The following is an 11,969-nucleotide window of genomic DNA, read 5'->3' on the forward strand; positions in this document are numbered from 1 at the left end:
CAGCAGAGACCCACGAAGGGGCTTTGAACGCAGATCACGATCGGCACCGAGACCGGTTCCTGCGAACAGGCGCTCGCAGCAGTACGGGCCGCCTACCGCCCGGACGCCCAAGCCGATCGACAGAGCACGGCCGTGACTGATCGCGCGATACTGCTGAGCGAGGAGGACCTGGGCAACGGCTGGAACGAGCAGCTGTTGCTCCGCGTACTCGCCGGGATGACGCCCCGCGCTCGCGAGATTGTCCGCTACATCGCTGAACACGGACCCGTGGCTCCTTTCGACCAAGTCCAGGACCACTTCGCCCACCATGCTCATCCGCCGCTACCTCGTGAGAAGTTCGGCGGCACCATGACCAGCATCAAAGCCGCTGTCCGCCACTGCGGGCCCGAGAGCCGCACACCGTTCCTGCACCGCGATGAACGAGCCCGCACTGACACACTGTCCCCGGCCATCGCCGCTGCGCCGGCCCAAGCGTTTGCGGTCCTCGACGCTCAGCCGGCACTCGCGCGCTGACCCCCTTGAACTCCTATCGCTGAGTAACGCCCCGTTTCCGCGCCGCCGTGGAGGAAGTCGGAGAAGGGCACTTGAGCGCACGCAACGAATCGACCGCCCTCCGCGTTGAGCAACCGTCCGCGAGCGCAACGGAGTTGCAGGCACCCATGACGTGGACCACTACCCACCGCCGCACTCTCCACCGCGGCGGCCCCGAAGGGCGGATCGAACTGCGCGTCGACGACGCGATCGGGCCCGACGGCCGCGAGGCGGCACAACGGTCACGATGAACGGCGTGCTGGCAAGCGAAGCCCGACGAAAGGCTCTTCATCAGCTCCCCGAACTGATGGAGGAGTAGCCGCACCGCAGCTGGGGAGCGCCGTGCTGGAAGTCCTCTCTCGTGCGGGCCAAGCGTGCCGTGATCGAGAGGTGTAGCCACCGCTCCGGGGTGCGTGGCCGGAACAGCCTCGAAAGCACCATGATCGCGCCCGATTTGGCTGACAAGACGGTCCTGAAATCGTGAGGCCCTCTCTGCGGTATGCCGGTCGAGACGTGATCGTCTCCGATAAGTGAACATATGAGGGGGGAACACGTGAAGAGAGCGATAGCGCTCGTCGCCGGCTTACATGCTGAGCATGTCCGCCGTCCCGGCGGTGGCCGCGGGGGAGCGGCCAGCCGTTCCGCGGGCGTCAGGGGACCAGCACAGCGAGGCCCAAGAGCCTCAGCAAACCGCAGCTGCCACTACCACGGACACCTGTGCCGAGCTCCCGGAGACCCGGATCTCTCAGGATCCGACCGACAGGCATGTGGTGTGCGCCCGATCGGCCACACCGACTGAGCGTGCACGGATACTCAAGAGCAAGCAACAGCAGATGCGGAACAACCCGGAACCGGCGGCAGAGCCCAGCCGAGTCCCGGTGCCGAGCTGGTGCTACGACCACGTGGACGGCGGCTGGTGGGCGGAGCGGGAACGTGCCTGCCAGGTGCGCACCATGATCTGAACATCTACTCCTACGGGAGTGACGGCACGCGGGAGAAAGTCGGCGACATCGACTACTTCGAGGAAAGCCACGCCTACGCCGAACCCGGGAACTCGACCTGGGGCAGCCAGCTCAGCATCGACAAGTTCGGCGGCTCGGGGCTGAACGGCGGCGTCCTCGTGGCCGGTGACGCCGACTGCCCAGGCATATGCAAGGCCGAGGGCAGTCTGATGTCCCAGTTCGTGGTCGACGAGGGTTACGCCTGGGGTGGGTGGCTCGTCGACTCCGGCGTCCACGACGGGGACAACCAGCTGGTAAGCAAACAGAGCACCGGAATGGAATACCACTTCTTCAGCCCCAACTGGGCAAAGCCAACGGAGCCCGTGACCGTGGCGACCGAACCGCTGTGCTGCGACAACGTGTTGAATCGCGTCACGGCCGGCTGCGTGTTCCCCAAGCACATCCCGACGATGACCTCGATGAAGAAGCTGCCGGCCCTCGCGGACAACATCCGACGGATCCAGAAGGAAGGCCCTCACCATTACGGCCTCAAGTCCGGCGGCAACCCGTTGTCCCGCACGGTCAACGCGAAGATCCGCCTGGCGAACCGGAACATTGCCTGCCCCAAGAGCCGGCCCCGCCCGACAGGCAAGTCGTGCGACGAATACCCCTTCGCCTCAACGAACCAGGGCGCGTCGAAGACCACCAGCCCCGACTGGGGGTGGGCCTTCGTACCCAGGAGGAGAATGATCAGCAGGGTGACCTGATTCTCCGCTTCTACGAGGAACAGAGAATCCTCAACGGCAACGCATTCTGGGTGGAGGTGTAGGAGGAGACATGCCCCGGGAAACGGAGCGGGTGTTCGTCGCCGACGGGCGGTACTCCATCCGCGGAGAGACCTTCGGCGCCCTGCAACGCCCGGCCGCCTCCAACGGCCTGGTGGACTCCGTCTCCCGGGGCAGACTCGCCGACCCCGGCGACTTCGCGATCGTGCGGACCGGAACCGACACCGGAGACATCCTGCTGACCGTGGACGTCCGCGACACCGCCCCCGAGCCTCCCGAACTGGAGGAGTGGGAAGAAGTCGCCGAAGTCAGCCTGACCCTCCCCGGCAAGACCCCCGGCGTACTGACCGCAGGAGACGAGGACGAAGAGAGAGAAGCCAGCGCACTCCCCGACTTCACCCACGCCCAGCCCGGCCCCTACCGGGTACGCGTCCACGCCCGGGGCCGTGACGAAGGCGTCCGCCTCGACGTGCAGGACGAGGACTACCCCGTCGAAGAGCACTACCTCCTGGTGTGGCCCGCCCCGCCAAGCCCCTCATACGTGCACAAATGGACAGATGTCTACGGGGCTGAAATCCGGTCGGCTGGAAGAGCCTGACCTCACCCAGACCGGCGGACACCCGGGTCTCGGCTGGAGCGCAGGCGCCGCCCCGTGCGCGCTCGCAGTAATCCACCCCACCCTCGAACTCCCGGGATCGCCACAGCGGACCCGCCCCCGTCGCCCCTCCGGCCAGAAACACAGCCCCCCGACGGCCCAGCAGCCCCCACCTGCGCACCACCGCGGTGCGGCGACAGCGCCGGTGCGGCACAGTTCCGTCCTGCGGGAAGCATCTCCGGTAGGCGTTCGTCCAGGACGTACGAGCAGCCCGGTCACCGCCACTGGCAGGCCCCCCCGTACCGACATCGGCGCACGGATACCAATGAGCGCCTCCGTCGGAGGTGGTCCGTCAGTCGGCTCGGGTCAGCCAGGTCGACAGGCTGAACAGCCGCCACAGGGTGCGCCAGTCGCGCTCCTGCAGGCGATCCAGGGCTCCGTCGCGCAGGATCCCGGTGCCCTTCAGCGGCCCGTCGACGATCGCCGAGGAGAACCGCGGCCAGTTCTCCACCATCCAGTCCGAGTAGGAGAAGTGGTCGTCGAATCCGACCTTGCGTTCGGTGAATGCCCCGGCCAGAGGAGTCCCTTGGAAGGCCCGGCGTAGCAGCGGCTTGGGGGTGCCCTGCCCAAGGCGGTCGGCCACGGGAAGGCTGTAGATGCCCGCCACGAGGTCGATGTCGAAGAACGGGGAGCGTACCTCCACTTGCCGCGCGATGCCGTTCTCGTCGGTGGCGCGGAAGTTGTCGTACGTCATCAGCCGGAAGAGGTCCAATGCCTGACCGAACAGCACCCGGTCGCCCTCCTCAGCGTCCGCGTAGGGGAACGGCCGCTCCAGCGGATCGGCTGGAACCGGTGCGGCGGCGGCCAGGTCGGGGGCGCCGAAGTCTCGGAGGAACCGCTGCCAACCGGCCGCCCGGTTCCATCGCTCCCAGGCCGAGGAGGCCAGCCACTTCGGGGTGGGCACTGCCTCCGCCTCGGCGCGTAGTGCGGCATAGCGGACGTATCCGCCAAAGACCTCGTCGGCTCCGTGCCCGCCGAGCAGCACGGCGGAGTGGTCCCGGGCGGCGGCGTGCAACGTGTCGTTGTGCAGGACGAGGGGCTCGGCGGCCGGCCCGTCGAGCGTCGTGTTCAGGATGTCCTCGGCACCGTCCAGGGTAGGCATGCGGAAGGGCACCTCGGTCAGTTCCACGCCGAGCACCGGGGCCAGCTCACGGGCCCGGTGGAGGTTGATGTCGGAAGCCGGGGCCAGCTCGGAGTAGACGGTGACGACGGCCGCTGCGCCCGCGCCCCCCTGCGCCGCCCGCAGCACCGCGGTGGAGTCGATTCCGCCGGAGAACCCCACAGCGACCGGCTGGTCCGCCACCAGCGCGCGGCGGTGGGCGCGGGCGAGCAGTTCGTCGATCTCTTCCAGCCCGGCCGGCGCCGGGCGCAGCCCGGAGACCGGCGTCAGTGAAGCGAGTTGTCGTGGCCCGGCGCCCGCGCCGCCAATTCGCAGCACCGCGCCCGCCGGGACGGTCCGGATCTCCCGGTAGGGGGTACGGCCGTCAGTCATCCGGCCCAGGCCCAGGAAGGACAGCAGCGCGGCCTCGTCCCGGTGGAGCAGTCCCGGCGGCAGGGCCGCGGCCAGGCAGCGGATCTCCGAGGCAAAGGCGAAGAAGTCGGGTGAGTCGTAGTAGTAGAGGGGCCGCTCGCCCAACCGGTCGCGGACCAGGGTCAGTTCGCCCGCCCGACTGTCCCACGCGGCCAGCGCGAACGGCCCGCGCAGCTCTTCAAAAGCGTCGGCGCCCCGCTCGGCGTACAGCTCCAGTGCGACCTGGAGGTCCCCCGGTCGCAGCCGCCGGGCCCGCTCCGGCGGCAGTCGCCGGACGAGGTCGCGGTAGTTGAGGATCTCCCCGTTGCCCACCATGACGAGGTTGCGCCGCGAGTCAAGGAGGGGCTGTCGGGCGTCCTCGACGGCGATGACGGCGTGCCGCGCACAGTGCAGGGCCGCCCGTTCGTCTGTGAAGCCGCCGGCGGAGCTCCTGCCCCGGTGAGCCAGGCTCGCGCGCAGCCGTCTCATCATGCCGTCCCTGTCAGTGGCTGAGCGCCGCTTCAGGATGACGCCGCCGATGCCGCACATGCTCTGCTCCTTCCGGTCCCGTGCGTCCGTGCCGGCCGGGGCCAGCGGTTCGGTTCTGTCCGGCTGTCCCCGCGCTGGGGACACTTACCCATGCGGGAGGCGCCTGCGCCCTAGGAGGTGTACACCGCCAGCCCGTTGGTGCGGCCGAGCTGCCGGGCGGCGGCCACCAGGCGGGGCCACAGCCGGGTGAGCCCGGTGAACTCGTGGATAGCGTCGGCCACATAGCCGACGGCCGTCTCGGCCTCCTCCTCCAGCGCGGCCACCCGCACCGCGAGGCGCCGCCGCACGTCGCCGCTCGCCCCGGCCGCCGCCTCCCGGTAGACGGCCACGAACTCCCCCGGAATGTTCTGGACCCCCTCGGTGCCCTTGTGCAGCGCCTCAACGAACAGCTCCGCATAGGCTGCCTGGTCGAAGTGGCCATCTCGCAACACCTGCGCCGGATCGGCCGTCAGGAGGCGGTTGAAGGCATTCCAGTGGCGGCGCAGCACGGTGTAACGCAACTCGGCCCGCGCGTACCACTCCAGATGGGCATCGCTGCTCTGCCGGGCGCGCCACGGCTCGTACACGTGCCGGGCGGTGCGCGCATGGTGATAGACCGGCAGGTCGAGCTGATAGAGCAGTCCCTTTTGGAAGTAGTCGCTGCCCAGGATGCCCACGGCGGGCATCTCTGGAATCCACTCGTGCACCTCCCGCAGGGCCGCGATGCCCATCTCCACAGTGCCGGTGTAATCGCGTTCGGCGTGCTGCCCGCCGTGCAGAGCGGCCCGTTCGGGCCGGTCGGGAAGCTGGGGGCGGGGCGGGTCGGCCGGCAGCCGGCTCAGCGCGTCGATGCGCTCCACGTACGCGGCCGAGCCGTGTTCCAGGTCCCTGCGGTCGCGGGTGGGCCGCCCTGTCAGGGAGGAGCCCACGCAGTAGGGGGCGGGTCCGCTGCCGGCCCGGGCACGGTCGAAGAGTTCAGCTTCGATACGCAGCGGGGAGGCCCCGGTGCCGGGGTCGGTCGCGGTGATCTGGTCGCTGTCGCGCCGGTGCAGCGAGACGGCGTCTTCCAGGGCAGCGATCAGGGCTGCCTTGTTGGGTCCTGCCCCATACGAGCCAGAGGGCTTGACCAGCGCGGTCCCGGCGATGCTCCGGTGCTGGTCCTTGAGGTCGGCGGCAGCGAGTAGGTCGTTGACCAGGCGGCGCCAGCCGTCTGCGGCCAGGACACGTACGCGCGGACCTGCTTCGCGGACCACGGCGTTGCAGACCTCGCGGTTGGCGCGGGAGACGGCCGGACCGCAGTCGTCCACGACGAGCAGGGTGACGCCCGCGCGCGCTGCCTCTGGCAACGCTGTGACCTCGGCGGCGACCGAACGGAAGGCCGCTTCGAAGGGGCGGTTGACAGGCAGGTAGACGACTCGGGCACCGGTGCCGAGGCGCCCGGGGCCGGTAGCGGGGGTGGGCGGTGTGGGCATGGTGGGGTGGCACGACCTCTCGGTGCGGGGCCTGCCGCGCCGGCCCGGTGCCGGGCCGGCGCGGCAGGCCGGGTCGGTCAGCTGACGGACGGCGAGCGCGGGTGGGAGCCCAGCGCGCGGGCGGCGTGCTCGAAACCCGCGGCGATCTCCTCCCACGTCCCGGGGGCGGATCGGTCCGGGTCGATGGCGGGTGCGAACCGCTCCTGGAGCCGCACCACCGGGTCGGGGTGCCGGCGGACAAAGTGCGCCAGATTGCGGCACCACTCCCGGTACATCGCGGCGGTCACAGGCTGGCGGTGCTCGTGGTAGACCACGGCCGCGGTGGTGTAGCGCATCCTGACGCCGTCCTGAACGAGCCGGTAGGCCAGTTCGGCGTCCTCCAGGCCCCAACCGGAGAACTTCTCATCGAACCCACCCACCGTGGCCAGCCGGTCCCGGCCGGCGGAGGCGTTGCAGGTCCAGGCGTGATGCCAGCAGGTCGCCATTTCCGTTAACGGGCGCTCCAGGAGGCGGAAGAGCCGCTCCCGCTCGTCTCCTCGCACCACCGGCGGGAGGGCCTCCGGACGGAAGCCGCAGGCCAGTGCCTCCTGGTCGAACCGGCCCTCGTCCAGCTGGAGGCGCCGCCCTACGACCAGGAGCGCGGGGTCGGCGGCGTGCAGCCGCACGTGCTCGGCAAGGAACCCGGGTGCCACCACCTGGTCCGCGTCCAGTGTGACGACCAGGCCACCGGTGGCCAGGGCGAGACCGGCGTTGCGGGCCCGGGCCCGCCCGGATCGCGCTGTGCGGGGCAAGAAGGTGTAGCGCAGGTCGAGCCGGTCGGGGAATGCGGCGACCATGTCACCCGTGCCGTCCGAGGAGCCGTCGTCGACGACGATCACCTCGTACGTGAACGGCGGCGCGGCCCCCGTTCCGCCGACTGCCGGGCTCCGCTCCTGCGCCCGGCCCTGGTCCTCTTCCTGGCCCTGGTGCTGGTGGATCAGCGACAGCAGACAGGCCCGCAGTGTGCTGCATGCGTTGTACGCCGGGATGACGACGCTGACCCGCACCGGGACGGCCCCGCTGGCCGCCGTGCCACTCGCCGTGCTCATGAGCGGAACACCGTCGCCGGGTGACCGCCACCGGACGGCGCGCCGCACCCGTCGGCCGAGGGGGACCTCGTGGCGGCCGGGTGCCGCTTCTCGACCGCCGCGACGGCCTCGTCCACGGAACCGGCCACCACGAGGTCCCCGGTGACCCAGGAACTGGCCAGCCCGGTGCGGACCAGGTGCTCGTCCATGAACTCCAGCCAGGCCGACCACAGTTCACCACCGGGCGGCTGCATCAGCACGACGGGGAAGCGTTCGAGCCGGTTGGTGTCCTGGTGGACGAGGACCTCGTACAGCTCGTCGAAGGTGCCGACCCCGCCGGGGAAGACGAACAGCGCGTCGATGTCGTGGGTCAGCAGCAGCTTGCGCAAGGCAAAGGTGGCCACTGTGATGGACCGGGCCGGATCCAGGAACGTCTCCGGTTCCTCACCGGGGATCTCCACCCGGACCGCCCGGGACAGGCTCTCCCCGCTGCCGTCCCGGGCCGCCTGCATGATGCCGGGGCCGCCGCCGGTGACCGTGGTCCAGCCCCCGGCGGCCAGCGCTGCCCCCAAGTCCCGGGCCATCGCGTAGGCCGGCTCCTCGCGGCTCACCCGTGCCGAGCCGAAGACCGTGGCGACCCGCTCCTGCGCCAATTCCCTGGAGACCTCGCTCCAGTTCCGTGCGGTCTCCACCTCCTTGGTGAGAGAGCGCAGGGCACTCACCAGTCCGCCGGTGGTGGTTCCGGTCACGGTCTCCCGCCCCATGTGGTCCGCCGCCCCGGCGGGCCCGCTCCGAACGCGCGGACGTCCGGCGCCGCGCGTGATGCTGATGGCGTGCTGCGGGCTGTCCGCGAGGCCGGCCGCGACAGCGGCGGCCACCTCGCGGGCCCCCTCGAACGGTGCGCCCACATCCGGTGCCACGCCCGCGGCCAATGCGGCGCGGGCCAGGTCTGCGTAGGCCGCGGCGTAGCCATCGTCCCGGCCGAGTGTCCGGTTCACCTCCTGTACCTGTGCCGCCTTGTCAGCCTCGGGCGCCCGGGCGTCGATCGTGGCGTACGGGCCGGTCAGGAACTCCCACACGCCCAGCTCGGAACGTCGGGCAAGGTGTTGGCAGATGACCACCTGACTCCAGTTCTGCGGTGGTAGCGGTACATAGGGGCGCCGCGCCCGGGACGCCTCGATCAGCGTGGTCATGCCCGGCGAGCTGAGCACTGCGCCGCAGTCGGCGAGTTCGGAATGGAACTCGCCGCCGGATAACTGCCGGGCTGGGTGTCCGACGTCCAGTGAGAACCGGCCGCCCGCGTGATTCATCGCGATGCTCAACTCACCGGAGATGTCCCGCAGCGCGGTGAGCAGCCGCTGGGCCAGCGCGAGATACACCTGGCCGGAGCCGTGCCCGGCCGGGTTGCTCAGCCCGCCCAGTTGCACCAGCACCCGGCGCCCCGTCCACTTTCCCGGCAGCGCCGGTCCCGGCGCCGTCGGGGCGACGATGCCGGAGACCGGGGTCACTCCGGGGACCCCCAGCGCGACGAGGTTGGCCGCGCTGCCGAACAGGTCTTGGGCGAAGTAGCCGCGGACCCGCTTGAGCAGGCTGTCTGTGGGTATGTCCGACGGCTGCCACATGAATCCCAGACTGTCCACGTAGTAGGTCATGGCCGCCGTGGCGGGGGAGCGGATCAGCTCCGGTGCCAGGACGTTCACGACGGCGTCGGCCGAGTCGGGCCGACCGAGCTCCTCCGGCCGCCGGGGCCGCACCTCTGGCTGCGCGGCGAAGAAGTCCCAGGCGGAGTCCCTTCCGTAGAACTGAATGTCCATGCCCCACTCGTCACGCAGGACCTGCCCGATGCTGTACGCCTTGGAGGCCGGGCCGAAACCGAAGGGCGTGGCAACCACCGCGATCCGGTGGGCCCGGCGGGTGTTCCGCGCGCTCATAGTGCCTCCTTCCGCTCGCCCGGGGCCCGGGCGATGTCCTCGGGGGACCGGTTGAGGAACTCCAGTGCGACCTCTTCGGGTGTCACCTGGAACCGGGAGAAGTGGCCGGTGCCCCAGCGCATGCGCCGCACCCCCCGCATCTCGGCTCCCAGGGCCCGTTCCGTGAGCCAGGCGTGCGGCCCACCGTGGCCGACGACCAGCACCCGCCGGCCGGGATGCCGGGCGGCCAGCTCCTCGAAGAAGCTGAGCACCCGGGTCCTGGCCTGCTCGTAGGTCTCCTCCGTACCCCACTCGCACAGGTCGCTGTTGCCGTGCAGCACGTGCTGGGCTTCCGGGCCGAGCAGGGTCCTGACCTCGTCGAGGGGGACTCCGGCGAGTTGGTGGAAGACCCGCTCGCGCAGGGCCGGTTCCCGGTGCAACGGCAGGCCGAGGCCGTCGGCCGCCAGTTCGGCTGTCTCCTCCGCACGCCGGAAGTCAGAGGTGTAGACGACGTCAGGGGCGAACCGCCGCACCGCCGCCCGGGCCGCTCTTGCCTCGTCCCGGCCCCGTGCCGACAGTCCCATCGTGTAGGGGTCGGGGTAGACGTCGGCAGGGTAGTCGGGGGCGCCGTGCCGAAGGAACAGGACCTCGGCCGTGCCCTCGGCGCCCGTGCTCGCCTCGGCCTCGGCCTCGGCCGGAGGCAGCAGTTCCAGGAGATCCAGCACGTCATCGGCTACCTCCTCGGGCTGCTTGCCGTCGATGGACAGTGTGATACCGCTGGGCCGGAACTGGCCGTGCAGCTCCCGCATCCGGTCCTCGTCCATTCGGGCCAGCTCGGCGCGGGCGGCATTGCGGTCGAGCAGGTCGCCCAGGCTGCCCTCCAGGGTGATGGTGACCAGCCGCATTCCCTTTCTGCGGAAGCGCAGTTCCTGCGCCGAGAGGAAATCGATGTCCTCGAAGACCCCGTCGATCACCGGGACGAAGCCGCTGTCCAGGTAGGACGCGGCAAGGTCCAGGCAGCCCAGCTCGGAGGCCACGAGAGTGAAGTCGCTGAAGTCCCGGGGCTGGGCCATGTAGCGCACGGAGTCGTTGGAGACGCGCACCGAGGGCACGAGTCGGTCGCGGAGCAGCGCGGCGGTAGTCGTCTTGCCGGAGTTCGGCAGGCCTCGCAGCAGCAGCGCGAAGGGTGTCATGCGGTATTACCTTTCCTGGGCGAGGTGGCGGCGGCCGGACGCGATAGCGTCGGCCACCTGCGCGACGGCGGTGTCCGTCACGTACTTCGAGGTCGGGACGCTGAGGATTCTGGAGGCGAGCGCGACAGCCTTCTTCGGAAACGGAGGGGCGCCGGCCGAGCCCCCCAACTCGCGCTGGAAGAGACCGTACTCCAGCCAGGTCTTCTTCCAGACCACCCGAGCGAGCACCCCGCGCGCTGCCAGTGCGTTGCGGAACTCCGTTGCCGAGGAGTCGTCTTGGGCCAGAAAAAGAGTGTGTGAGCCGGCGTCCCCGGCCGGGTGCGCGCTCTCCAGCACGGGCACGTCGCCCAGGGCCGCGCGCAGCCGGTCGCGGCGTTCACGCTGCCGGGCCAGGGTCTCGTCCAGGACCTCTGCCTGATCCATGACGAGCGCCGCCTGAAGCTCCGTCATACGCTGGTTGTCGCCTATGATCGCGCGCTCGTCGTCCCAGTCCGGCAGCCCGCCCTCGTGCCGCACCGCGCCCAGGTCGGCCATGCGGTAGACCCGTTCGACCACGTCCGCCGGGCCGGCGACCAGCCCGCCCTCACCCGCGGAGATCTGCTTGGCCTGCTGGAAGCTGGTCACCGCGACATCCCCGAGGTGGCCGGCGCCGCCGTCGGGGGAACCCGCGCCCAGCGCCTGGCAAACATCCTCGATGAGCGGGATGCCGCGCCGGTCGCACTCGGCCCGTACCTGTCCGGCGGGCAGGGCGTGCCCTTGGACGTGCACGATGAGCACAGCATCGAGGCGGTCCTCGAACCGTTCCAGGGCGTCGGCGTCGGCGCTCAGCGGCTGTTGCGCCCCCATGTCGAGCGGCACCGGTTCGGCACCGACGGCCAAGATCGCCATGGCGCAGGCGATGAAGGCGTAGGCGTTGACCGCGACCCGGTGGCCCGGGCCGATGCCCAGGGCGCGCAGCGTCAGTCGCAGGCCCACGGTGCCGTTGGCCACCGCCACGGCACGCTCCTTGCCGAAGTGCTCCGCGAAATACCTTTCGACCAGGGTGTTCGCCGATTCGCGATCGCTCTCGACGTAGCGGAAGAGCTGCCCATCGCCTAGCACGGTCCGCAGATGGGTCAAAGACGAGGTGTCCTCCTGGGAGAGGTCGAAGAGCTGATGCGGGTTGACGATCCGGGGCCGGTGCGTGGCGGCCGTCGTAGTTGTCATTGTGGCGATCACATCCTCACGAGCAGAGGCTCGGTGCTTCGGAGCCCGCCGGGCACCACGCGTACGGTGCTTCGGCGGAACATGGGCAGTGCGGACGGAGGCAGCGCGTGCATGTGCTGGACCGGCCCGTAGCGCGCCTCCAGCCGCTCGACCTGCGCCCGGGTATCGGAG

The 11,969-nt window shown here is 70.4% G+C and carries 10 protein-coding genes; 4 read left to right on the forward strand and 6 right to left on the reverse strand.

The window, feature by feature from the left end:
• Window positions 1-132: 132 nt before the first annotated feature.
• The 4 genes from ABD339_RS32775 (at window position 133) to ABD339_RS32790 (ending at window position 2,855) form a co-directional block, all read left to right on the forward strand.
• Window positions 133-513, forward strand: a complete 381-nt coding sequence (locus tag ABD339_RS32775; protein WP_344570825.1) for a hypothetical protein — start codon at window positions 133-135, stop codon at window positions 511-513.
• A 146-nt stretch (window positions 514-659) separates the two neighbouring features.
• Window positions 660-782, forward strand: coding sequence for a hypothetical protein (locus tag ABD339_RS32780; RefSeq protein ID WP_344570826.1), 123 nt, complete (start codon window positions 660-662; stop codon window positions 780-782).
• A 665-nt stretch (window positions 783-1,447) separates the two neighbouring features.
• A complete protein-coding gene (locus ABD339_RS32785) occupies window positions 1,448-2,239 on the forward strand; it encodes a NucA/NucB deoxyribonuclease domain-containing protein (RefSeq protein WP_344570827.1) in 792 nt (263 codons plus the stop codon).
• A gap of 70 nt (window positions 2,240-2,309) precedes the next feature.
• A complete protein-coding gene (locus tag ABD339_RS32790; protein WP_344570828.1) occupies window positions 2,310-2,855 on the forward strand; it encodes a hypothetical protein in 546 nt (181 codons plus the stop codon).
• Between the two features lie 349 nt (window positions 2,856-3,204).
• Here ABD339_RS32790 and ABD339_RS32795 read toward each other — a convergent pair whose 3' ends face one another.
• The 6 genes from ABD339_RS32795 to ABD339_RS32820 form a co-directional block, all read right to left on the reverse strand.
• Entirely contained in the window at window positions 3,205-4,971 is a 1,767-nt protein-coding gene (locus tag ABD339_RS32795) for an asparagine synthetase B family protein (RefSeq protein ID WP_344570829.1), read from the reverse strand.
• A 110-nt stretch (window positions 4,972-5,081) separates the two neighbouring features.
• Complete coding sequence (locus tag ABD339_RS32800; RefSeq protein ID WP_344570830.1) at window positions 5,082-6,422, reverse strand: DUF6271 family protein; 1,341 nt, start codon at window positions 6,420-6,422, stop codon at window positions 5,082-5,084.
• Between the two features lie 77 nt (window positions 6,423-6,499).
• Window positions 6,500-7,510 (reverse strand): glycosyltransferase family 2 protein, encoded by a 1,011-nt coding sequence (locus tag ABD339_RS32805; RefSeq protein ID WP_344570831.1) that lies wholly within the window; start codon window positions 7,508-7,510, stop codon window positions 6,500-6,502.
• Window positions 7,507-9,420 (reverse strand): LOG family protein, encoded by a 1,914-nt coding sequence (locus ABD339_RS32810; RefSeq protein WP_344570832.1) that lies wholly within the window; start codon window positions 9,418-9,420, stop codon window positions 7,507-7,509. The genes ABD339_RS32805 and ABD339_RS32810 overlap by 4 nt, the downstream gene beginning before the upstream one ends.
• The gene (locus ABD339_RS32815) at window positions 9,417-10,592 is read right to left on the reverse strand and encodes a histidine phosphatase family protein (protein ID WP_344570833.1); all 1,176 of its coding nucleotides are present in this window, start codon (window positions 10,590-10,592) and stop codon (window positions 9,417-9,419) included. Before ABD339_RS32815 ends, ABD339_RS32810 begins: the two co-directional genes overlap by 4 nt.
• A 6-nt stretch (window positions 10,593-10,598) precedes the next feature.
• Complete coding sequence (locus ABD339_RS32820) at window positions 10,599-11,798, reverse strand: DegT/DnrJ/EryC1/StrS family aminotransferase (RefSeq protein ID WP_344570834.1); 1,200 nt, start codon at window positions 11,796-11,798, stop codon at window positions 10,599-10,601.
• Window positions 11,799-11,969 lie beyond the last annotated feature (171 nt).

Source organism: Streptomyces axinellae (assembly GCF_039532135.1).
GTDB classification, from domain to species: domain Bacteria; phylum Actinomycetota; class Actinomycetes; order Streptomycetales; family Streptomycetaceae; genus Streptomyces; species Streptomyces axinellae.

What these genes read in the sequence shown, in the direction of transcription:
- ABD339_RS32820 (WP_344570834.1), bottom strand. Translation starts at nt 11,798, where the DNA reads ATGACAACTACGACGGCCGCCACGCACCGGCCCCGGATCGTCAACCCG.
- ABD339_RS32810 (WP_344570832.1), bottom strand. Translation starts at nt 9,420, where the DNA reads ATGAGCGCGCGGAACACCCGCCGGGCCCACCGGATCGCGGTGGTTGCC.
- ABD339_RS32780 (WP_344570826.1), top strand. Translation starts at nt 660, where the DNA reads ATGACGTGGACCACTACCCACCGCCGCACTCTCCACCGCGGCGGCCCC.
- ABD339_RS32795 (WP_344570829.1), bottom strand. Translation starts at nt 4,971, where the DNA reads ATGTGCGGCATCGGCGGCGTCATCCTGAAGCGGCGCTCAGCCACTGAC.
- ABD339_RS32790 (WP_344570828.1), top strand. Translation starts at nt 2,310, where the DNA reads ATGCCCCGGGAAACGGAGCGGGTGTTCGTCGCCGACGGGCGGTACTCC.
- ABD339_RS32800 (WP_344570830.1), bottom strand. Translation starts at nt 6,422, where the DNA reads ATGCCCACACCGCCCACCCCCGCTACCGGCCCCGGGCGCCTCGGCACC.
- ABD339_RS32815 (WP_344570833.1), bottom strand. Translation starts at nt 10,592, where the DNA reads ATGACACCCTTCGCGCTGCTGCTGCGAGGCCTGCCGAACTCCGGCAAG.
- ABD339_RS32805 (WP_344570831.1), bottom strand. Translation starts at nt 7,510, where the DNA reads ATGAGCACGGCGAGTGGCACGGCGGCCAGCGGGGCCGTCCCGGTGCGG.